Consider the following 19,916-nt stretch of genomic DNA (forward strand, 5'->3'; position numbering starts at 1 on the left):
GTCGAGGGCGCCGCTGCAGGCTACGCCAGCGCCGCGGCCGTCCGAAGTTTCCGCCCGGCGACCACCCGTAGCACGATCACTGCGACGACCAGCGCGACCGGCAGCGCGTACCAGCCGCTCAGGGGGATGCGCTTGCCGTTGGTGAAGATGAAGCTGAGCGCGACGATCCAGACGCCCCACCAGTGCAGCCGGGCCCATGCCTTGAGGCCAAGCGTCTTGACCATGCGGTCGAACGACGTCGCGGCGAGGAGGGCGATGAACAGATAGGCGGTGCCGCCGGTGACGATCGATTTGGGGTTCGTCAGCACCCAGAAGACCCCGGGATCGGTTTTCCACAGCGCGATGATCGCGAGTGCGTGGATGAAGTGCGACATCGCAAAGCCGAGGCCAAGCTGGCGCCGGTTACGGCGCAGCCAGCGGGTGAGGGCGCCGGGCCACAGTTTGACGGCGGCGGACGCGGCGAAGGCGGCGAGGAACAGGACGAGCGAGGTGCGCGCGGTGGCGCGGATGACCATGCGATAGCCGTCGGTGTCCCAGCCGATGACGAAGAGGAAACCCAGCGTCATCGCCGCGAGCGCCAACGTCAGCGTCCAGAACAGCCGCCAGCTTTCATTGCAGCCTTTTGTCGCCGTCGTTCCGGTTGTCATCGCCGTCATCGCATCCTCCGTCTGAAGCCTAGTGTTACTAGGTATAACTTGCATACCTAGCGTTGCAAAGCTAAATCGGCAGGCATGTCTGCGGAAATGCTTAAGGGCCATCTCGACGCCGTGCTGCTCGCCACGATCGGCGACGAGGCGCTGCACGGCTATGCGATCATCGAGGCGATCCGCGCGCGCAGCGGAGGCCATTTCGACCTGCCTGAAGGGACGATCTATCCGGCGCTACACCGGCTCGAACTCGCGGGGCTGCTGGCGAGCCGCTGGGTCCAGCCCGACGGCGGGCGCAAACGCCGCGTCTATGCGCTGACCGACGGCGGCCGCCAGTCGCTCGTCGAGCGGCGCGCGGGCTGGCAAAGCTTTGCCAGCGGCATCGATCTGGTGCTGGGCGCGCGCGCATGAACGGGCCGATCGCCGCCTATCTCGATGAACTCGATGATGTGCTGGCATTCGATCCGCGTCTATCGCGGCGGGTGCGCGACGAAATCGAATCGCATCTTTGCGACACCGCCGAACAGGTCGGTGAGGCAGATGCAGTGCGCCGTTTCGGACCGCCATCGGAAATCGCGCGCGCTTATGCCGAGGCGGCAATGCCCGACCGGCTGCGACGTTCGTGCGTCGCCGCGGCGCTGCTCGGCGGCGTGACTTTGCTGCTGATGCGGTTGCGGACGGTCATCCTCGATATTCCAGGCGGCGGCGATCCGCTGACCTGGTTCGACCGCGGCGGGCTGCTCGCGGCGCTGGCCTGCATTGGCGCGGCGTGGTGGATGGCGTCGCGCCGCCGAATCGCGCTGGTACGCCGCTGGTTGCATATTGCCGTCGGGAGTCTCGCGCTGTCGGTCGGGGCGAGTCTGGTGCGCGCGTTTCAGGGTGCGAGCGGCGATTCGGCGCACGCGCTGATCGTCGGGACGGCGCTGGTCGAGCTGATGCTGCTCGGCGCGCTGATGGCACAGCTCGCGCAGCTCGACCGCTACGCCCGGCGGCTGGCGGCTTAGCGTTTCCCCCCGAACAATTGTCGGCCCGCCAGGTCGAGCATGATCTCCTCGCTGCCGCCGCCGATCGCGTTGACGCGGACTTCGCGGTAGATGCGTTCGACCTTGCTGCCGGTGATGTACGACGCGCCGCCCAGCACCTGCGCCGCCTCGCGCGCGACCGCCTCCAGCATGCGTGTCGCCTGCACCTTGAGCATCGCGAAGTCGGCGGGGCGGTCCCTGCCGTTTTTCACCTGCCAGGCGCAAAGATCGACCCACGCCTGCGTCGCTTCGATCTGGCGTTCCATGTCGGCGAGCTTGATGCGTATCGACTGGTGGCCGACGAGCGGCTTGCCGAAGGTCTCACGATTCTGTGCCCACTCGGCCGCCTCGGCCATCGCGACGCGCGCATAGGCGCAGCAACCCATCGCCATGCCAAGCCGTTCCGAATTGAAGTTGCGCATGATGCCGATGAAGCCGCCATTCTCGTTGCCGATCAGATTTGCTTCGGGGACACGCACGTCGCTGAAATGGATCGCGGCGGTGTCGCTGCAGCGCCAGCCCATCTTGTCGAGACGGGTGCGTTCGATCCCCGGCGAATCCATATCGATGAGGAGCAGCGAGATGCCCGCAGCGCCCGGGCCGCCGGTGCGCACGGCGCAGGTCAGCCAGTCGGCGCGCATGCCCGACGTGATGAACATCTTGCCGCCGTTGACGATATAATGGTTGCCGTCGCGCACGGCCCTGGTCTTGAGGTTCGCGACGTCACTGCCCCCGCTCGCTTCGGTGATGCCGAGCGCGATGATCTTGTCGCCGCTGAGTACCGGCGGCGCGATGCGCAGCTTCAAGTCTTCGGAGCCGAGCGCCAGGATCGGCGGCAGGCCAATGCCGTGCGTCATCAGCGACGCCCCGAGCCCGCCCGCGCCGACCGCGGCGAGTTCCTCGGTCAGGACCAGCCCGTGGAAAATGTCGAAGCCTTCCGAATGGCCGCCATATTGTTCGGGGTAGCGCAGCCCGAGAATGCCCGCCTCGGCGGCTTTCTTGTGCAATTCGCGCGGCAGCTCGCCCTCAGCCTCCCAGCGGTCGATATGCGGCGCGATCTCGCGGGTGACGAAGCGGCGGACGCTTTGCGCCAGCGCCTCGTGGGTCTCGTCATAATAGGGCGATCTTGCACGCCAGTCGTCGAAGGCTGTCATGCGCCGATGCTGCGCGGGCTTGACGCTTGCGTCAAGCAAGGCTTGCGCCGCCCGCTCAAGCACTTAAGGTCAGGTTCCATGAACAAGTCCATCCTGCTCGCCGGCCTCGCCGCATTCGCCCTGATCTCCACCCCCGCCGTGGCGCAGAAATCGCCCGAAGCGATCGCCGAGGCCGCGCTCAAGCGCGCGCCGGTGTTCGATGGGCATAACGACGTACCCTGGGAGTTGCGCGGGCAGGTCGGCAATGTGATCAACGATTTCGATTTTCGCGACACCACCAAGCCCAAGCCTGACGGAACCGTAATGCACACCGACATTCAGCGCCTGCGGAAGGGACATGTCGGGGCGCAATTCTGGTCGGTCTATGTGCCGTCGAACACGAACGAGCAGCAGTCGGTGCAGCAGACGATCGAGCAGATCGACGTGGCGAAGCGGCTGATCGCCCGCTATCCGAACGACCTTGGTTTCGCGTCGACCTCGACCGAACTCGAACAGCAGATGAAGGCGGGCAAGGTAGCCGGGATGCTCGGCATCGAGGGCGGTCAGTCGATCGGCTCGTCGCTCGCGGTGCTGCGCGAAATGTACGGCATGGGGGTGCGCTACATGACGCTGACCCACGGCAAGAATGTGCCATGGGCCGACAGCGCGACCGATGCGCCCAAATATGACGGGCTCACCGATTTCGGGCGCAAAGTCGTGCAGGAAATGAACCGCATCGGGATGATCGTCGATCTGAGCCATGTCAGCGAAGCGACGATGAAGGACGCGCTCGAGGTATCGAAGGCGCCGGTTATGTTCAGCCATTCGGGTGTCCGCGCGGTCAACGATCATCCGCGCAACGTGCCCGACAGCGTGCTGCCTGCGGTGAAGGGCAATGGCGGCGTCGTGATGGTGGTGCTCTATGCCGCCTTCCTCGACCCCAAATTGCGCGCGCACGGTTTGTCGCGGACGGCGGAGAAGGCACGCCTTGAAGCGCTGTACGTCGGCAATCCCGACGGGGTCGCGCCGGCGCTGAAAGTGTGGGACGCTGCGAACCCCGCGCCGCAGCCACCGATCGGCATCGCAGCGGACCATATCGATCATATCAAAAAGACGATCGGCGTCGATCACATCGGGATCGGCGGCGATTATGACGGGATGGATGCCACCCCTGTCGGGCTGGAAGATGTCACGGGGTATCCGAAGCTGTTCGCCGAACTTGCGCGGCGGGGTTATTCGCAGGCCGAGCTGGAGAAGATTTCGAGCGGCAACATGCTGCGCGTGCTGAAGGCGGTCGAGGCCCATGCGGCCAGCCAGAAAGGGCAGTCGCCGGTCGAAACGCCGGTGGCGAAATAAAGAATTTCGCCATTGCAAGGAGCCGAAGGCGACGCGGCAATCCAGGCCGCGCGTGAACCAGCTCTGGATGGCTTCGCTTCGCTCGCCATGACGGATCAGGGTTTGCGTACCCCGAACGGCCACGCCACCGCCCCACTCGCCCATAGCGCCCACCAGATGATGACAGGTTGCAGCGCCAGCCGCGGCCCATGGTACCACCAGCTCAACGTCTCGCCGCCGATCGCGATATTAGCAAAGGCATGGTGGATATTCGCCGGCCATACGCACAGCGCATAGAGCGCGAGCCCCCAGCCCGCGGCGTTGCGCGTGACGGGGATCATCAATCCGATCGCGCCCAGCAGTTCGGCTACTCCGGTGGCGGCGATGACCGACTCGGGCTGAGGGACCCATGGCGGCGTGATCGCCAGGAAGGGTGCCGGACGCACGAGGTGCAGATACCCCGCATAGCCATATGCCAGCGCGAGCAGCCAGCGCAGCGCGGTACGGATGCCGTCCTTCAACGCCCAATTACTTCGCGCATCGCCTCGACACTGACGAATTTCTCGCGCGGATTGCCGTCAAGCGCGGCGGCAACTTCGGCCGCCTCGATCCGCCGCCAATCGGCGAAGGTAACCGGCGTGACTCCACGGCTGGCGAGCAAGACGTCTAGCCCCGGCCGCCCTGCCTTGCCTGCGCCTCGACCGACATCCTCCAATACCATCTCGGCGATGCGGGCGCCGTCGGGCTTGTTGGTGCCGATCGTCCCCGACGGCCCGCGCCGCGCCCAGCCGACGCAATAGAGGCCGGGCAGGATCCGACCGTCGTCATTGGCAAAGCGGCCGCGGCCATGTTCATAAGGGACACCGGGGACTGGCGGCGTCTGATAGCCGATGCAGCTGATGACAAGGCCCGCGTCGATCGTATAGGTCTCTCCGGTGCCGTGGCTGCGCAGCTCGGCATCGAGCGTCGTGCGTTCGACAACGATCCGTTCGGCATGCCCATCGCCCTCGATGGCCAGCGGCATTGCAAAAAAATCGAAATCGATCGTCACCGGTTTGGCGACCGGGTTGGCAGCAAAGCTGCGCAAATGCGTCACCGATTTGCGCATCCCGGGTTCGAGCAGCGCATCGTCGCCCTCGGGGGGCAGGTCCGCGGGGTCGACGCGCGGACTGGCGCGATCGAGGTGACCGAGCTCGCCGAGCTCCTTAGGCGTCATCGCGATCTGGTGCGGGCCGCGGCGACCCAGGATATGGATATGCCGCACCGCGCTCGCCGCCAGCTGCTCGCGCGCGTGCGCGACGATGTCGCTGCCGGCAAATTCGGCGGGGGTCTTGGCTAAGATGCGCGCGACATCCAGAGCGACATTACCGTTGCCGATCACCGCGACCCCGGCGGCGCCCAGCGGCGGGTTCAGGTCGGCGAAATCAGGATGGCCATTGTACCAGCCGACAAAGGCCGCGCTGCCGATAACCCCGGGCAGGTCGGCACCGGGGATGCCTAGCGGGCGGTCGTCCGGCGCCCCGGTCGCCAGCACCACCGCGTCGTATAATTCCACCAGCTCGTCTATCGCTACATCGGTGCCGACCGACACATGGCCGACAAACCGGACATTGTCGGCCATCGCTGTGCCCTCATATCGCCGCGACACTGCCTTGATCGACTGATGATCGGGCGCGACACCGGTGCGGATCAGGCCATATGGGACGGGCAGGCGGTCGATGACATCGACCGCAATATCGTCGGCTTTCTGCAAGGTTTCGGCGGTGTAATAGCCCGCAGGGCCCGACCCGACGATCGCGACATGACGCATCAACCCACTCCTTCGGGTGTCCGCGCGGGCGCGCGGCCCCTTGTCTGTTATGCTGCGATGCTAGCGGCGAAATGCGGCAGGGCAAGCGACCTTGTGCGCACGGGCACGGCGGCCTTGACAGCGCGCCCGTCGAATCATATTGCGCCCGCCTCTACTGCCCTGTCGTCTAATGGTAAGACTGCGGTTTCTGATACCGCCTATCGAGGTTCGAATCCTCGCGGGGCATCCAGATTTCCTTGTTAACAGCTTGTTTTAACGGGATAATTCCGGAAGCTCGAAAGCTTTCTCCATCATCTCCTCCCTCAGACTGCTTGGCCAGAAATGGCGAAGAATAGCCTTTGATCGGTGAGAATCTCTCTTGTGACCCCGGGAATTCTGACCAACCTTGGCCACGGAGCGACGGACGACGATCCAGTTAGCGTGAGGGCATTCGAGCGGTCGCTCGGGCTAGCGGGCAGCCTTGCCGGGCCCCCTTAACCTCCGCTTGCGCTGGTCTTCGGCAGCGCAGTCCAATTAGATCCATTTTCGGTTCCAGTTTTAGTTGATGATTACGATCGATCCGTTGGAAATAGGCACGCGCCCGTACAGTCAACTGGGCGAGTGACCGGGTTCCGCCACGTATGTCCAGGCAATTGCTAAAGGTGGCGGTACGTGCTCCAGACGCGCGTTTCCTTTGCTCGGTCACCTTTTCAACGAGCTTCGGCCGATAATTTCCTGGACAAGCTTTGTGCGCTTTTTTTGCTCCTCGTCAGAGCGGGCGCCACCAGACACAGGCCAGGACATCGGGCTTCGCTCTGCGGGAAAATGGCGTCATTGGCGTTCGAGCACATCACGCGTTTCCACGAGGCGCCACGCCCGAGACGGCGCGGTGGCGAGAGGGGCCCCCCACGCGAAAATCGCTGAAAGCGCCACGCTGACCTGCCGCGGGGCCATCGGAATATATTGCCGCATCGTCGCAAACCGGAGTGAATTGCCGAACGCAAAACTATCCTCGTCCTCGCCGAACAGATTTTCGACGCTCGCGGTTAAATTGAAGCTGTCCAGCGCCAAATGCGCTTCGAGCCCGCCTTCGATGAGTTTCCCCATCGGTCGGTCGACCAGCGGGTCGAAGCTGAGCCGCGACGGCCCGATGTAACGCAGGCGCAGCGCCAACGAGGCTGCAGCGCTGCCGATCTCGAAGTCGTGGCTGAGGGCGGCTCGGACGACATAGGACGGAATGACGGGCAGGCGCCGGTCATCGAGCGCGATGCCAAGATCGTTGCGGACAAGGCGCGCCGAGACAAGGCTGGCACCGCTATCGAGTTTCCATCCGCCGGTGAGCGGCAGCGACAGGCTCGCGTCGGCGCCGAAGATGCGACCCTCGCCGGCATTGCGGGTTTCGATCAGTCCGTCGCTTTCGAGCAGGTCGGACTGGATATGGTCCCAGCGGCTGTACCAGACGCCGGCATCAAGTTGCCCGCCGCCCAGCTGCTCTCGCCATCCCGCCTCGAGCGTTTGCAGTTCGTCGCCCTTGAGCAATTCCAACTGCCCCACCGAATTGATGTCCGACCCGCCTTGCCGGACGGCAGAACCGTAGCGCAGGTAGATCAGCGTATCGCTGCGCGGACGCCAGGACAGCGCGGCGCTCGGCGTAAAGCCGGTCCGTCTGACGCGTTGATATTCCTCCCTCAAAGGCGCGAGTCGCGACTCCGAGACGCGGGTGTGGAACGCGCGGCCGCCAACCTCGAGGCTGACCGTCGGTGCGAGCGCGAAGCCGACATCGCCGAACAGCGCGAGGTCGCTCGTCGTCCGCCGATCATCGTCGATGAGCAGCTCCGCATTGTCGGACGCCAGCGAGACGACGAATTCCTGTCTGGCTTGGACATGCGACAGGCCGACGAGCCAGCGGATCGGTCCGCGGTCGCTGCTGACGCGCAGCTCGTTATCGAGCACACGATATTGCCGATCGTCGCTGAGGATGAGCGGGTTTGCGAGTCCGAACTGGCTCGCGCCGATCGTCGCATCCAGTCTGTCGTCGACCTCGTGCCAGGTCATTCCGCTGACCAGCTCGACGGCCACATCGCCGTCGCGCGTCAGGCGCGCGGCCATATGGCTGAGGTCATTGTCGTGCGGTTCGGGGCGCTGGCCAGCGCGCGCGCGCGCACCGGGGGCATAGACATATTGGCTGTCGCGCGACCCCAGAAACTGGACGAGTCCTGACAGGTCGAGCCGCCAGCGGTCGCCGAGCTCGACGCCAAGCGCCGCGCGGGCGCCCTCGACGCGCGTGCGGTTGGCGTTTCGGCGTGATCCAGTGTCGATCCACCCCGGTTCGTCGGTGCGGTAGCCGACCAGCCGCAGCGCCGCCGTTCCCCGGACGAGAGGCAGATTGACGATCGCCGATCCCGACAATCCGGTTCCGCCGCCCGATACTAGAGTGGCGCCGCCGGTCATGCTGGCCGCGAAGCTTTCGGTATCGGGGCGCCGGGTGACGATATGATAGGTACCGCCGAGCGCGCCGGTCCCGTAGAGCGATCCTTGCGGCCCTTGATCACCTCGACGCGCTCGACGTCGACAAGCCGAAGATCGGGATCGGGCGCCGAATAGGTGAGCGTGAGCCATCGAGGACGATGGCCACGGTCGATTGGCTTTCGCCATTAAACGGGCTGTCGGCGATACCTCGCAGGAACATGCGGTTCCGCCGGGTCCCAGGCCGGTCGCAGAGAACCCGTCCACCGCCGATGCGACGCGTGCGGTATCCGACGCCGGGTCCATCGCGTCAGACGCCGATGGTATGTAGACCGACACCGCCAGAGGCAGATTGGCGAGCGGAGCCTCGCGCTTGGTCGCCGTGACGATGATTGTCCCGGGATCGTCCATATTTCGCGGCTTGTTATCAACAACTGTCGGCGGTGCGGCGCTCGCAGCAGGCCGGCTCTCGATCCGCCACGCATTGTCGCCGACGCGGCGCGCGATATAGGCGGTGCCCGCCAGCAGGCGCGCAAGTGCCTGATCGACGGTCAGGCGGCCGTGAATCGCGGGCGTGCGCAGATTAGGCAGCAGCCCGTCCATACCGATCGATACCCCCGCTTCGCGCGACAGTTCGCCGATCGCCCGCGGCAAGGTGGTGGCGGGAATGTCGATCGTCTGGCGTGCGGGTTCGCGCGCGTCAGCGGGCGGGCAATTCCAGGCGATAGCCGTCATCGCGGCGGTCAAGCCGAAGGCCCATGAGCCGCGAAAGATCGCGAAGCGCAGCCTGCCCATCGCCAATGACCAACGTCCCCGAAAACTGCCGGGCGGCGACGGTGTCGGCGACCACGACCTTCACGCCCGCATAGCGGGACAGGTCGGCCGCGACCAGCGCCAATGGGGCGCCGTCGTAACTGAGGCGCCCGCTGCGCCAAGCTCAATCTGTTCGCCTGGCACGGCGCGAACGCGCGCGACATGCGTCCTGCCATCGACCTGCAGACTGCTGCCTTTGCCCAGTTCGATGCTGCGTGAGAGGCGCGCGCCGGACACCTTCACCCAGCCGTCGGCCACCGCGACACGCACGCCGCCGGCGGCGGTCTGGACGTCGAAGCGCGTGCCGATGTCGCTGATCGTCAGGCCGTCGGCGGTGATCGCTATTTTGCGGCCGCGATCGTGACGAATATCGACCCGCGCCCCGCCGGCCAACGCGAAACGGTCCTGGTGGCGCCCCGACACTTCGAGCCGGCTTTTGGGCGCGAGTTCGATCCGCGACCCATCGTCGAGCGCGATCGAGCGCATCGTCGTTCCGGTGACGTAGATAGCGGGGTCGGGTTCGGCGAGGCGCGGCACGAGCAAAGTCGCGACCAAAGCTGCCGCAACCGCGCCGCCGCCCCAGTGAAGCCATGACGGACGGCGGGCCGCCACTGGCGCGGGTTCTGCGTCATTGGCGGGGATCGCGATCAGCGGTGCCAACGTATCGCGATGCGCGTCGACGACGGCGCCCGTCAGCATCATCTGATCATAGACAAGCGAATGACGCGGATCGGACTCCAGCCACAGTGTCAGGCCGTCCCAATCCATGTCGTCGGTGTCGCTTGCGGCATGCCATGCGGCGGCTTCGGCGACAATCTTGTCCAGTTCCCCATTCATAATTTTTCATCCGGTCGCGGCCTAGCCGCGTCTGGTGCCCTGCCATTGTAACGCCGCGGCGTCGAAAAATCCGCAGTCGGCCAGCGCATCGCGCAAATGTTTCATCGCAAGCGCGAGATGTTTCTCCACCCCGCTGCGGCTGATACCCATGATGGCAGCAACCTCGGCCTGGCCGTGGCCGTCGAAGCGGTGCAGGCGCAAGGCACGCTGCGCTCCTGGGGGGCAGCGCCGCGATCGCCTGCGCCAGAAGATCGGCTTCCTGCTGTCGCGCCAAATTTTCGTCGGCCGGAAGGTCGGGATCGGCGCGCAAGTCACTGCCACGGCCTCGCCGTCACCCCTCGAAAGCCAGCGCCGATCGCGCTGCATCGCGCGATATTGACCGCGGCGCCGATCGAGCAAAGATTGTTCGCCATGCGAAACAGATAAGCGCGGCCATTGGCGATCGGACCGCTCGGGTCATTGGCGGCTTTCAGCCACAATTCCTGCAGGCAGTCGTCGGTGTCGTCGGCGTTGCCGCACCGCGCGCGCAGGAATCGCAGCAATTCGCCGCGATGCTGGTCGAACAGCGATGCGAGACCGGCGGTCGGCTCCATTGCGGCAAAATGTCTCCCGACCGGGGGCGCCGCGCCGAAACTCATCGGGTCGCAATGGCGAAGAGCCCCGTTACTGACTTTGTGATCGGTTTCGCTTGCACCGAAATGCCCTCTCGCGCAAATCCCGCCGCAACGAAAATGTCGAACAGCGCGCTTTCGTCATAGAGTCGGTGGAACCCGGCGCGAGTGAACGACCAGCTACGCATCGCGTCGCGGTGGGTGACATAGGCAACGACCCGCCCGCCGGGTTTGAGGATCCGGCGCAGGCGTGCGAGCGCGATCCCGTCCGCGTCGCAGAAATAGAGCATGTTGAGGAGCAGTGCGGCGTCGAAGCTTGCCTCGGGAAAGTCCATCGTTTCCAGGCTGGCGCGATGCACAGTACCGGCGCCAGCGAGCCGCGCCGCCGCCATGCGCGCCATGAGATCGGACGGATCGATCCCGATCACTTTTGCGTTGGCGCGCTGGCGTAACGCCGCGAGCGCCGCGCCCGTGCCGCACCCGACGTCGAGGATTTTCTCGCCCGCGCGCGGATCGAGCAGATCGAGCGCGAGGCGGGTCGGCTTGCGGTTCGCCAGGTCCATAGCAAGGCCAACGAACCGCCCGGCCGCGCCGTGCGGCCGGGCGAGCTGTCCGGCAAAAGCGGTTGCCAATGCCATATCTTATTTGGCCTTGGCGAGCAGCGCCTGTACCTCGCGGCGGCGGCCGGCGTCCCACACCGGGCGGGTCGCATCATGCGGTGCGTGAGTGCCTTTTGCAGGAACGAGCGCGCGCCCTTTGCATCGCCCTGATCGAGCAGGAAATCGCCGTAGAAATAATTGGCGTCGAGGCCGCCGGGGTCGAGCGCCAGCGCTTCCTTGAGCAGCTTGCGTGCCTTGTCATCGTCCCCGAAACCAATTGGCGATCCGGGCACCTTGAAATAGAGGACGCCCAGGCTCATCGCGGCGCCGCCATTCGCGGCGCGCGGATTGATCGCATAGGCGCGGGCGATGATATCGCGCGCCTTGGTGGCGAGCCCGAGCTTGTGCAGGAAGTTCGCGCGGTTGGCCTGTTCGCTGGTGACGATCCCTGCCACAACAGCGGTTCGGCCTTGCCCGGATTGCGCGCGACGATCTGTGCGGCCTGTTTCGCAAGCGCATCGAGCGCTTTGGTCTGCGTGCTCGATCCGCGCACTTCATAGACGATATGCGCCCAGCCATCGTTGATCGATTTGACGTCCTCGGTAACACCGGCGAGGACAGCGACCGGCATCGTGGCGATAACCATGGCCGCGAACGCGGCGGTCAGTGTCATTCGTATCTTCATCGCTTTTTACTCCATTGTCTTCATCAGGAAAATTCAGCGCGGGCGCGCTTGATCTGCGGCGCGAGGCCGGAGTCGATCAGCGCGGGGGACACGGCGTTGAGCGCCGCATAGACGCGTTCGATCAGGCCGATGCTGACCGTCGCGCGCTTGGCCAGAATCGCCGCGACAATACGCTCGGCCACCCAGTCGGGTGCGTCGGCCTTCATCCCCGTGATTTCGAGAAAGCGGTTGACGTCGGCATTGTTGAAGGGCGTGCGCGCGGCGCGCGGATTGATGTGGGTCACGGTCACGCCGGTGCCGCCGAGTTCGCGCCGCAATCCCTGACTGAGCGCGGCGAGGCCGGCCTTACTGCTCGAATAGGCAGCAAACCACGGATAGGGGATGGAACCGAGCACCGATCCGATGTTGACGATCTGGCCATGGCCGCGCCGCCGCATCGGTCCCGCCACCGCGCGCGCCAGCACCGCCGGGACGAGCAGATTGACGCGGTAGCACAGCGCGAGCGCCTCGACCGGCTGGCTCTCGTGCAAGCCAAAGCGTTGAATGCCCGCGATGTTGACCAGGATGTCGGGCGGGTCGTTTGCGAGCCGGTCGGTAAGCGCCGCGAGCGCCGCGTCGTCCGCCAGGTCGGTGACGATATTCGCGTCGCATGCGACGCTTTCGATACGGTCGATGCCGATCGTTTGCGCGCCCGCCGCAGCGAGCAAGCGGGCAACTGGCGTGCCGAGGCCGCCCGCTGCGCCGGTGATCGCGACGCGTTTGCCTTCAAGCGAACGCATGCGCGGGCTCCAGTTCGATTGCGGCGAAGATGCCGCCAAATAGGCCGAATATCTCCTGTGCCATCGTCAGGATGGCATCATGGTCCCGCAGGATCGTCGAGGCCGTTCACCAGCCCTGGCAAAGAAGGCCATATGCTCCTGGTCGAGTGCGCCGTGCGAGGTCAGATAGGTGAACGCCTGCGGTGGGAGGCCGAGATTCTTGGCGACCGCCGAAGCGCCGCGCGTCGCGAAGGCGACGCTGACGCTTTCCAGCACATAGACCATGCCGAAGAAGGCCATCGCATTGCCGCTCGCGATCCGGGCGTAGGCATGATCGACCATCGCTTCCGTCGCGGGTGCCGGCTCGTGCCTGCGATTGCGAGACCATCAGGAAGCGCAGCCGTTCGCGGACGGTGCGTGCCTCTAGCTCGGTGAAGAAAAGGGGCGGACGGTCCAGATAGGCGGAACGGATCGCATCGCGGCGGAGGCGGCCATTGCCTGTCAATAGCCCGTTCACCGGCGTAAAATGCGCGGCCTCGCGCCATGCGCCTATTCGGGCATATGCGGGCAGTTTATCATTCGCTTTGGCAACCGCCGCGGCCAGATCGGCGTCGGGATGGCTCGGAACGAGCAGCGCAGCCGGGGCCGGAAGCCCGTCGCCATAAACCATCGCCTGCGTGATTTCGGGTTGCTCGATCAGTGCGGCCTCGACCCATTCAGGCGAAATATTGCGACCGAAGCTGGTGATGATCAGGTTCGATTTGCGCCCTTCGATATGCAGTCGGCCTTCGCTGTCGACAGAACCAATATCGCCGGTGTGAAGCGGCGATGCTGGCGCTTCACCGCCCACCGCGCCGAGGCAGATCGGACCGTCGAGAATGATTTCGCCATCGTCGGCGATCCGTGCGACCATATGCGGCAGGCAGCGGCCGACCGAAGACGGATCGTCGTCTCCCGCGTCCTGCAGCGAGACGACCGAGGCACATTCGGTCAGGCCATAGCCCTGCCGGACGGGCAGGCCGAGCCGGCGGGCGCGGTCCATCAAGGATCGATGTCCGCGCGCCGCCGACCGCGATCAGCGTCAGGAGCGGCAAGCGCAGGCCCGTCGTCTCCATGACGCGAACCAAGCCCTCGAGATATTCGGGAACAAGGATCAGCGAGGTGATGCGCTGTTCGGCGATAATCTTCGTCGCCTTGGCGAAATCGGGTTGGAAAGGGTCGGCGAGCCCGATCACCGCCTGCGGCGGACAGACATAGCAGCCGCCCGCGAGCAGGGTCGGGAAGAAACCTGCCACGGTCTCCAGAAGAATGCCTGGCGGCAAGAGCGCGAGATGCCGCCCGGCATGCTCGGCGCCCACAGCCTCGACCACCGATTGCGCAACCGTAACCATATGATCGGACGAAAGGCAGATGCCTTTGGGCGTGCCCGTCGATCCCGAGGTAAAGGTAATCCGCGCCGTCCCGCGTGGAAGCAGGACGGGCGCGGACCTGCGGGACCGGGCCGTTCCCAAGGGGCTTTATATCGGGTCGGGTTCGGCGCCGCATAGGGCGATGGCGTGGCGCGCCTGCTCGCGCGTGAAAAAGGCCGGCAACGACATCACCGGGATCTCGGCACGGAGCAGCGCGAGCTCGACGATCGACGTCTCGGTTCCATGATCGCTTTGCAGCGCCACGGCACGGCCGATCTCGTACCGCGCTGCCAGCGCGAACGATCGCTCGGTCAGGGCGGCCCACAAGGCCTCGTAGGTCACGGGAGCAGCATCGAGCGCATCGAGCGCGATGCGCTGGGGATTGGCGGAGGCATGGGCGGCAATGGCTTCAAACAACGGCATGTCAGGCGACCTCGCGGCGAAATCGGCGGTGGAGAAAGGCGTTGATGGCCTCTTGGCCCTCCGAAATGACGCCGATGCAGATGCGGGGATCCTGGTCGAAATAGCCGCCCCAATCGGTGGCTGCCGGGCCAAGACGGTCGCGGCGGGCCTCGGCGATCTCGACGATCGGCACGCCGATGCGCTGGAACATCTGCCGCAGCGGTCGCGTTAGCGTGGCGACGGCAATCTCACCAAGGGTCGACAGGTCGTTCGCGGCGGCGCCCCACAGCAGGATCATCGCCTGCGGGCTCACCGCGGCGAAATTGCCGATCTCGATGATCTGCGCCCGCGCGACCGGACGCGAATAGGCTGCACTCACGAGGGCCTCGACCGGCTGATCGAGATAGGCCTCCAGGAAGAGCGGATCGATCCCGGCGCGGGCGTAGCCCAGCGCCGCGGTCGATTCCTGCTCGGTGCGGCAGCGGATATAGGCGGCAAAGTTCGGCGACAGATTGGCGCCGAAAATTTCGCGATAGCGATGACCGATCATCTGCAGTTCTGCTTGGGGCGGCATGCATATCTCCTTGCACTCACACCGAAGACGCCGCCGCGCCGCGTCCTCCACAGTCGGAAAAATGCGATCGGCAAAATATTCTGGGGGAATGAGCGCCGCTGCGCCCGATCGCGGCAAACCTTGCTTTGCAAATCGGCCGCGCTAATATCGCGACCGGCAGTCAAGGGGCTTTGCTTGCCGTATCGGGCCCCCTTGGTCCTCGAAATGAGGGATATTGCCATGCAGAAATTTCTGACCGTCTTCGGTGCCGCAACCCTGTTGTCGATCGCCGCGCCAGCCCATGCCAGCGACAAGGGCTGGGACGATGCAGGCTCGATCGCACGCGACGCGCTGGTGGTTGCGGCCTTCGGCGTGCCTGCTGTACAGGGCGACTGGGATGGCGCATTACAGGCTGGCGGCAGCGTCGTCGTCGCCGGCGGGCTGTCTTATGGGCTCAAGCAAGCCTTCCCCGAACGCCGCCCCGACGGCAGCGATAACGAGAGCTTCCCGTCGGGGCACACGTCGGTGTCGTTTGCCGCCGCCGCGACGTTACAGAACCGCTATGGCTGGAAGGTCGGCGTGCCCGCGCAACTCGTCGCCGCCTTTGTCGGTCTGAGCCGTGTCGAGGCGAACAAGCACCATGTCCACGACGTGCTCGTCGGCGTAGTGATCGGCGAAGCGTCAGGTTTTCTGATCACGCGCAGAGCCAATGATTGCATCCAGGTCTTTCCTTGGGGCGACGCGAAGAGCGGCGGTGTCGCGATGACGATGCGGTTCTGAGGCGCCTGCAAAGCATTTAGCTGCACTCGGCTTTCGCCGTTCTGGATCGCGTTCGGCAGCTGAAGAGTTCGCCTGGACAAAGCCAGACTGGAACGGATCGACCGAGTTCGCTCGATACTGATCAAGGACGGTAGTAAACAAATTAGGGCTGGAACCGGCCATCATTCTCACCTCGCTCGGATGTCGCTGATCCTCTGGCCTGTCCACCGCCGGATCGCGCGCCGCAGGTTAGCGCTATCGCTAAAACCCACTTTCCAGGCTACGTCATCCACACTCATGCGGGTCGTCTGCAGATATTCGATGGCGAGCTTGCGGCGCACGTCATCGACGATCTCGCCATAGCTGGTCTCCTCGGCGGCGAGGCGGCGGCGCAGCGTTCGCTCCTGCATGCCGAGTTGATCAGCAATCCCCTTCATCGATGGAAAGTGGTTTGGGGCGAGCAGCAGGAGCTGATAGACCTCGCCGGACAGTCCCGAAGAAATCCGCGACTGACCAATCAAACGATCACACGTCTCTTCCAGCATCGTCCTTGTAAGCCGGTTTCCCAACTCCGGCGTCTGCTCGAGAATGCCGATCGGGTAGTGAAGTTCGTTAGCTTCCTGGTCGTACAGGCAAGGGCAGGACAGTTCGCGCTCATCGTTTGCGCAGTGGGCGTCCTGCGTCAGCGCGAATAGTGCCCGGACCGGCAGATTGTCCGATCCGGCGGTATCGCGAATATGGGTGTATGTCATTTTCATCTGCTGACGGACGAGAAATGTCCGCACCTCGCTGCTCATGACGTCGCGGTAGATTTCGTTGAATTGCCATATCGCGATCTCGCCCTCGGCGCGCCAGCCGAGGCGCACGGTGGGGGTAGCGAGCGGCTGGTATCGCACCGCGAAATCGAAAAAGTCGCGCATCGTTGGCGAGCACATCAGCGCATAGCCATACATGCCATAAGCCGACAGATGGAGCCGTGAGCCGATCGCAAAGGCATCGCTGAACTCGGCGCCAGCGGCGACGATGTTGTCGCAAGCAACGAGATATTGCCCGATCGATGTAAGCGTGTGCGGATCGCGAACCTGGGAGAGCGTCAGCCCTGTTCGGTCAAGGACTGTCTCCGGCATGATGCCGCGGCTCGCCACAGTGTCGATGACCGTCGCCAGCTTGAACGGAGCGAAGATGCGCTGATTGAGCGAGGGGAAGCCGGCCCGTGCGTTGCGGACGGCCACTCCCGTCTGATCGTCTTCGTCGGTCACGGCTGCGTCCCTTCAAAATATGTGTCCGCTAAAGACACAGTGATGTCCGCTGATGCTCTTACCAATGCGTCTGCCAAACCATAAGAAAGACATCAAGCCGGCAAAGTGCGGCAGCGGACGCGTCCGTGAAAAAGATAAATCACAGGCAGGGAAGAGGACCATCATGTCGATCAGAACCATTGTCGCGGGAAGCCGTGCGCGCACGCTGTGTGGATCCGCAATCTTAGGAGCCTTGCTGGGCATTCCGCCCGCGGCCTTTGCCCAAAGCGCCAGCACTGGCAGTCAGATCGAAGGCAATGGGACTGAGTCCGACAGCGAAATCGTCGTCACTGGCACGAGCATTCGCGGCATTCCGCCGACCGGATCGGGCCTCATCAGCGTATCGCGCGACGACGCCAAGCTGATTGGCGCGGCCAGCACGCCCGAATTGCTGGCAACAGTTCCGCAGCTCAACAGTTTCAACACCGCGCCGCGCACGAGCAATGGCGGACTCGGCTCCTTCGCCCCAGGCCTGCGCGGCTTGCCGCCCAGCGCGACCTTACCGTTGATGAACGGCCACCGGCTGATCTCGGGCAGCACCCAGCAGACCAACCCTGACTATCCGTTCCTTCCCGAACTCGCGATCGAGCGTGTCGAGATCGTCGCTGACGGCGCTTCGGCGATCTACGGTTCGGACGCGGTCGCGGGCGTGGTCAACTTCATTACCCGCAAACGCGTCTCGGGGTTTGAGGCCAATGTCCGATACGGCTTCGCGGACGACTATCACGCCTTCAACGCGGGCGGAATCTTCGGTCACGAGTGGAGCAGCGGCTCTTTTGTCGCGGCCTACCAATATGCCGAGAACAGCAACATCACGGGCGCCGACCGCCGCTACCGCTCGCTCGATTTCCGGGCCGCCGGGGGTGTCGATACGCGCTCGGCCGTGTGTCCGAATGCGAACGTCAACCTCTTCACCGGGACGATTTATGCCGCGCCCAGCCTCGCGCCGGGCCTGAACACCTGCGACCCGCGCGGCCCGGTCGATCTGGTGCCCGAGAACCGGACGCACAGCGTCTTCGTCTCGGCGCGCCAAGAGCTGTCGTCGAACATCACCTTGTGGGGCGACCTCCTTTATTCGGATCGCGAGGATGTCGTTCAGGCGGCCCTGCCGGGGCAGACCTTCGTGCTCTTGACCGCGGCCAATCCATTCTTCCGGGCGCCCCCGGGAACCGGCGCCCTGTTCGAGTTCGTCGATTTTCGTCCCGATAATCTCGTCGGCGCCGATCATTTCGATCAGACCTTCCGGGTCCGGACCGGAAACGCCACCGCCGGGATCGACGTCAAATTGCCCGGCAGTTTCAAGGCCAGCCTGTATGGCACCTATAATTGGTCGCGCAACGACACGTTCCAGCCGGGGATCAATACCACGGCTTTGGCCGCGGCGGCCGCAGGGACCACGGTGGCGACCGCCCTCGATCCCTTCGGCACTCGTACCAACCCCGCGGTGGTCGCCGCCATTCTTAACAATCCTACCGATTTCACCAACCGGCAGCGCACCCGGATCGGTGCCGTCAAGATCGACGGGCCGCTGGCAGATCTGCCGGGCGGGGAACTCAAGATCGCCGCCGGCGCCGAATATCGCCGCGAAACCTATCGGCAGCGCGGATCGAGCGGCGGCGTCGGATTTCCCGAGGATCTCGATCGTGACGTGAAATCGGTATATGGCGAATTGTTCGTGCCGATTTTCGGCGAGGGAAATGCCGCGCCGATGGTCCGCAGCCTCGCGCTGTCGCTGTCGGGCCGATATGACCATTACAGCGATTTCGGTTCGACCACCAATCCGAAGGTCGGCATCACCTGGGAGCCTGTGGAGGGGCTGAACCTGCTGGGCAGCTACGGCCGTTCCTTCCGGGCGCCGGGGCTGCGCGATCTCGGCTCAACCGTCGGATCCTACTATGCAGCCGCCGCGCTGGTCGATGCCTTCGGCGCGCGCGATCCTCTGCGCGGCGCGACCCAAGTCAACACGATCCTGCTCTTCGGCGGCAATCAGAATCTGAAACCCGAAAAGGCGCGCACCTTTTCACTCGGCGCCGATTTCCGGCCCAGCTTTGCCCCCGGATTCAGCGCCGGCGCGACCTTCTACGACATCAAATATGATGATGTCATCGGCACGCCGTCGGGGCTCGGTGCGCTCATTTTCACCGACCCCACCTTCGCGCCGCTTGTTACGCGCAACCCGAGCGCGGCGCAGGTCAGTGCGGCGATCGCGAACACCGTTCCGTTTTTCTACACCTTCGCCGCGGTGCCGACGATCGGGAACATCCTGGACCTGCGGCAGGGCAACTTCGGAATTAGAAAGACCAACGGCATCGATTTCGACGTGCGCTATCGGCACACGGCGGGTTTCGGCACCGTCTGCGGCGGCATCGCGGGCAATTATATCCTGAAATACCGGACGCAATTGTCACCGACCTCGGCAGTCAGCAACTCGCTCGACGCCGGAATTCCGCGGACGACCCTGCGCACGACCGTCGGTGTCACGGCGGGTCCAGTGACCTTCGTCAACTTCGTCAACCATCGCAGCGGGGTCACCGCGCCCTTCGCAACGCCGACCGGCTCGAGCCTCTACAAGGCCAAGGGGTACACAACGGTCGACCTGCGCCTGTCGTTGAGATTGCCGGATCTCGGCTTTGCCAGGGGGACGGAAGTCGGAATGCAGATCAACGATCTGTTCGACGCGACGCCGCCCTTCTTCCCGGGCACCGACGGCATTGGCGGATCCTACAACGCCATTGGCCGCTATGCGGCGATGAGCCTGCGCACGTCGTTCTGATCCGGGGCGGCGGCCTCGGTGGAGGTC

21 protein-coding genes, 1 tRNA gene and 3 pseudogenes are annotated in these 19,916 nt (G+C 64.7%); 6 read left to right on the forward strand and 19 right to left on the reverse strand.

Annotated elements, in window-relative coordinates; all coding sequences use genetic code 11:
* Nucleotides 1-20: 20 nt before the first annotated feature.
* A complete protein-coding gene (locus IPF76_RS06465) occupies nucleotides 21-656 on the reverse strand; it encodes a ferric reductase-like transmembrane domain-containing protein (RefSeq protein WP_293841153.1) in 636 nt (211 codons plus the stop codon).
* A 75-nt stretch (nucleotides 657-731) separates the two neighbouring features.
* On the opposite strand from IPF76_RS06465, the gene IPF76_RS06470 reads away from it, so the two are divergent.
* Nucleotides 732-1,058 carry a helix-turn-helix transcriptional regulator gene (locus IPF76_RS06470; protein WP_293841156.1) on the forward strand — a complete coding sequence of 109 codons (327 nt, stop codon included), beginning with the start codon at nucleotides 732-734 and terminating at the stop codon, nucleotides 1,056-1,058.
* Nucleotides 1,055-1,651 (forward strand): hypothetical protein, encoded by a 597-nt coding sequence (locus tag IPF76_RS06475; RefSeq protein ID WP_293841159.1) that lies wholly within the window; start codon nucleotides 1,055-1,057, stop codon nucleotides 1,649-1,651. The genes IPF76_RS06470 and IPF76_RS06475 overlap by 4 nt, the downstream gene beginning before the upstream one ends.
* Here IPF76_RS06475 and IPF76_RS06480 read toward each other — a convergent pair.
* A complete protein-coding gene (locus tag IPF76_RS06480; protein ID WP_293841162.1) occupies nucleotides 1,648-2,823 on the reverse strand; it encodes an acyl-CoA dehydrogenase family protein in 1,176 nt (391 codons plus the stop codon). The two genes, IPF76_RS06475 and IPF76_RS06480, sit on opposite strands and share 4 nt — an antisense overlap.
* Before the next feature lie 78 nt (nucleotides 2,824-2,901).
* Between IPF76_RS06480 and IPF76_RS06485 the strand changes: the two genes are divergently transcribed.
* Nucleotides 2,902-4,158, forward strand: a complete 1,257-nt coding sequence (locus tag IPF76_RS06485) for a dipeptidase (RefSeq protein ID WP_293841165.1) — start codon at nucleotides 2,902-2,904, stop codon at nucleotides 4,156-4,158.
* Between the two features lie 95 nt (nucleotides 4,159-4,253).
* Here IPF76_RS06485 and IPF76_RS06490 read toward each other — a convergent pair whose 3' ends face one another.
* Together IPF76_RS06490 and IPF76_RS06495 are read right to left on the reverse strand one after the other, a co-directional pair.
* A complete protein-coding gene (locus tag IPF76_RS06490; protein ID WP_293841168.1) occupies nucleotides 4,254-4,658 on the reverse strand; it encodes a DoxX family protein in 405 nt (134 codons plus the stop codon).
* Nucleotides 4,655-5,947 (reverse strand): FAD-dependent oxidoreductase, encoded by a 1,293-nt coding sequence (locus IPF76_RS06495; RefSeq protein WP_293841171.1) that lies wholly within the window; start codon nucleotides 5,945-5,947, stop codon nucleotides 4,655-4,657. The genes IPF76_RS06490 and IPF76_RS06495 overlap by 4 nt, the downstream gene beginning before the upstream one ends.
* 155 nt (nucleotides 5,948-6,102) lie before the next feature.
* Here IPF76_RS06495 and IPF76_RS06500 point away from each other — a divergent pair.
* A tRNA-Gln gene (locus IPF76_RS06500) sits at nucleotides 6,103-6,176 on the forward strand.
* Between the two features lie 581 nt (nucleotides 6,177-6,757).
* Here IPF76_RS06500 and IPF76_RS06505 read toward each other — a convergent pair.
* The 14 genes and pseudogenes from IPF76_RS06505 to IPF76_RS06570 form a co-directional block, all read right to left on the reverse strand.
* A complete protein-coding gene (locus IPF76_RS06505; RefSeq protein WP_293841174.1) occupies nucleotides 6,758-9,127 on the reverse strand; it encodes a TonB-dependent receptor in 2,370 nt (789 codons plus the stop codon).
* Nucleotides 9,093-9,290, reverse strand: coding sequence for a hypothetical protein (locus IPF76_RS06510; protein ID WP_293841177.1), 198 nt, complete (start codon nucleotides 9,288-9,290; stop codon nucleotides 9,093-9,095). The genes IPF76_RS06505 and IPF76_RS06510 overlap by 35 nt, the downstream gene beginning before the upstream one ends.
* Nucleotides 9,248-10,042: a FecR domain-containing protein gene (locus IPF76_RS06515; protein WP_293841179.1), complete on the reverse strand. Its 795-nt coding sequence runs from the start codon at nucleotides 10,040-10,042 to the stop codon at nucleotides 9,248-9,250. Before IPF76_RS06515 ends, IPF76_RS06510 begins: the two co-directional genes overlap by 43 nt.
* A gap of 21 nt (nucleotides 10,043-10,063) precedes the next feature.
* A complete protein-coding gene (locus IPF76_RS06520) occupies nucleotides 10,064-10,243 on the reverse strand; it encodes a sigma factor-like helix-turn-helix DNA-binding protein (RefSeq protein ID WP_293841182.1) in 180 nt (59 codons plus the stop codon).
* A gap of 110 nt (nucleotides 10,244-10,353) precedes the next feature.
* Nucleotides 10,354-10,680, reverse strand: a complete 327-nt coding sequence (locus tag IPF76_RS06525; protein WP_293841185.1) for a sigma factor — start codon at nucleotides 10,678-10,680, stop codon at nucleotides 10,354-10,356.
* The gene (locus IPF76_RS06530) at nucleotides 10,677-11,291 is read right to left on the reverse strand and encodes a methyltransferase domain-containing protein (protein WP_293841188.1); all 615 of its coding nucleotides are present in this window, start codon (nucleotides 11,289-11,291) and stop codon (nucleotides 10,677-10,679) included. Before IPF76_RS06530 ends, IPF76_RS06525 begins: the two co-directional genes overlap by 4 nt.
* A gap of 146 nt (nucleotides 11,292-11,437) precedes the next feature.
* Nucleotides 11,438-11,572: pseudogene (locus IPF76_RS06535) on the reverse strand (hypothetical protein); the annotation flags it as partial.
* Nucleotides 11,569-11,937, reverse strand: a complete 369-nt coding sequence (locus IPF76_RS06540) for a hypothetical protein (RefSeq protein ID WP_293841191.1) — start codon at nucleotides 11,935-11,937, stop codon at nucleotides 11,569-11,571. The gene IPF76_RS06540 and the pseudogene IPF76_RS06535, both read right to left, overlap by 4 nt.
* 23 nt (nucleotides 11,938-11,960) lie before the next feature.
* Nucleotides 11,961-12,716, reverse strand: a complete 756-nt coding sequence (locus IPF76_RS06545) for an SDR family NAD(P)-dependent oxidoreductase (RefSeq protein ID WP_293841194.1) — start codon at nucleotides 12,714-12,716, stop codon at nucleotides 11,961-11,963.
* A gap of 66 nt (nucleotides 12,717-12,782) precedes the next feature.
* Nucleotides 12,783-13,037 carry an iron-containing redox enzyme family protein gene (locus IPF76_RS06550; RefSeq protein ID WP_293841197.1) on the reverse strand — a complete coding sequence of 85 codons (255 nt, stop codon included), beginning with the start codon at nucleotides 13,035-13,037 and terminating at the stop codon, nucleotides 12,783-12,785.
* 604 nt (nucleotides 13,038-13,641) lie between these two features.
* Nucleotides 13,642-13,737: pseudogene (locus tag IPF76_RS20715) on the reverse strand (hypothetical protein); the annotation flags it as partial.
* Nucleotides 13,738-13,810: 73 nt separating this feature from the next.
* Nucleotides 13,811-14,206: pseudogene (locus tag IPF76_RS06560) on the reverse strand (AMP-binding protein); the annotation flags it as partial.
* A 6-nt stretch (nucleotides 14,207-14,212) separates the two neighbouring features.
* Nucleotides 14,213-14,527: a hypothetical protein gene (locus tag IPF76_RS06565; RefSeq protein ID WP_293841200.1), complete on the reverse strand. Its 315-nt coding sequence runs from the start codon at nucleotides 14,525-14,527 to the stop codon at nucleotides 14,213-14,215.
* Between the two features lies 1 nt (nucleotide 14,528).
* Nucleotides 14,529-15,080 carry a thermostable hemolysin gene (locus IPF76_RS06570; protein WP_293841203.1) on the reverse strand — a complete coding sequence of 184 codons (552 nt, stop codon included), beginning with the start codon at nucleotides 15,078-15,080 and terminating at the stop codon, nucleotides 14,529-14,531.
* Between the two features lie 219 nt (nucleotides 15,081-15,299).
* On the opposite strand from IPF76_RS06570, the gene IPF76_RS06575 reads away from it, so the two are divergent.
* Complete coding sequence (locus tag IPF76_RS06575) at nucleotides 15,300-15,839, forward strand: phosphatase PAP2 family protein (RefSeq protein ID WP_293841206.1); 540 nt, start codon at nucleotides 15,300-15,302, stop codon at nucleotides 15,837-15,839.
* Nucleotides 15,840-16,006: 167 nt separating this feature from the next.
* Here the strand turns inward: IPF76_RS06575 and IPF76_RS06580 are convergent, their stop codons facing one another.
* Nucleotides 16,007-17,077: an AraC family transcriptional regulator gene (locus IPF76_RS06580; protein ID WP_293841209.1), complete on the reverse strand. Its 1,071-nt coding sequence runs from the start codon at nucleotides 17,075-17,077 to the stop codon at nucleotides 16,007-16,009.
* A gap of 163 nt (nucleotides 17,078-17,240) precedes the next feature.
* Between IPF76_RS06580 and IPF76_RS06585 the strand changes: the two genes are divergently transcribed.
* Nucleotides 17,241-19,889 (forward strand): TonB-dependent receptor, encoded by a 2,649-nt coding sequence (locus tag IPF76_RS06585; protein WP_293841212.1) that lies wholly within the window; start codon nucleotides 17,241-17,243, stop codon nucleotides 19,887-19,889.
* The last annotated feature ends 27 nt before the right edge of the window (nucleotides 19,890-19,916 follow it).

The sequence above is a fragment of the Sphingopyxis sp. genome (assembly GCF_016704835.1).
Classification (GTDB): domain Bacteria; phylum Pseudomonadota; class Alphaproteobacteria; order Sphingomonadales; family Sphingomonadaceae; genus Sphingopyxis.

Coding starts and splice junctions, on each gene's coding strand:
- IPF76_RS06465 (WP_293841153.1), bottom strand. CDS start 656: ATGACGGCGATGACAACCGGAACGACGGCGACAAAAGGCTGCAATGAA.
- IPF76_RS06470 (WP_293841156.1), top strand. CDS start 732: ATGTCTGCGGAAATGCTTAAGGGCCATCTCGACGCCGTGCTGCTCGCC.
- IPF76_RS06475 (WP_293841159.1), top strand. CDS start 1,055: ATGAACGGGCCGATCGCCGCCTATCTCGATGAACTCGATGATGTGCTG.
- IPF76_RS06480 (WP_293841162.1), bottom strand. CDS start 2,823: ATGACAGCCTTCGACGACTGGCGTGCAAGATCGCCCTATTATGACGAG.
- IPF76_RS06485 (WP_293841165.1), top strand. CDS start 2,902: ATGAACAAGTCCATCCTGCTCGCCGGCCTCGCCGCATTCGCCCTGATC.
- IPF76_RS06495 (WP_293841171.1), bottom strand. CDS start 5,947: ATGCGTCATGTCGCGATCGTCGGGTCGGGCCCTGCGGGCTATTACACC.
- IPF76_RS06505 (WP_293841174.1), bottom strand. CDS start 9,127: ATGACGGCTATCGCCTGGAATTGCCCGCCCGCTGACGCGCGCGAACCC.
- IPF76_RS06515 (WP_293841179.1), bottom strand. CDS start 10,042: ATGAATGGGGAACTGGACAAGATTGTCGCCGAAGCCGCCGCATGGCAT.
- IPF76_RS06525 (WP_293841185.1), bottom strand. CDS start 10,680: ATGAGTTTCGGCGCGGCGCCCCCGGTCGGGAGACATTTTGCCGCAATG.
- IPF76_RS06530 (WP_293841188.1), bottom strand. CDS start 11,291: ATGGCATTGGCAACCGCTTTTGCCGGACAGCTCGCCCGGCCGCACGGC.
- IPF76_RS06540 (WP_293841191.1), bottom strand. CDS start 11,937: ATGAAGATACGAATGACACTGACCGCCGCGTTCGCGGCCATGGTTATC.
- IPF76_RS06545 (WP_293841194.1), bottom strand. CDS start 12,716: ATGCGTTCGCTTGAAGGCAAACGCGTCGCGATCACCGGCGCAGCGGGC.
- IPF76_RS06550 (WP_293841197.1), bottom strand. CDS start 13,037: ATGGTCGATCATGCCTACGCCCGGATCGCGAGCGGCAATGCGATGGCC.
- IPF76_RS06565 (WP_293841200.1), bottom strand. CDS start 14,527: ATGCCGTTGTTTGAAGCCATTGCCGCCCATGCCTCCGCCAATCCCCAG.
- IPF76_RS06570 (WP_293841203.1), bottom strand. CDS start 15,080: ATGCCGCCCCAAGCAGAACTGCAGATGATCGGTCATCGCTATCGCGAA.
- IPF76_RS06575 (WP_293841206.1), top strand. CDS start 15,300: ATGCAGAAATTTCTGACCGTCTTCGGTGCCGCAACCCTGTTGTCGATC.
- IPF76_RS06585 (WP_293841212.1), top strand. CDS start 17,241: ATGTCGATCAGAACCATTGTCGCGGGAAGCCGTGCGCGCACGCTGTGT.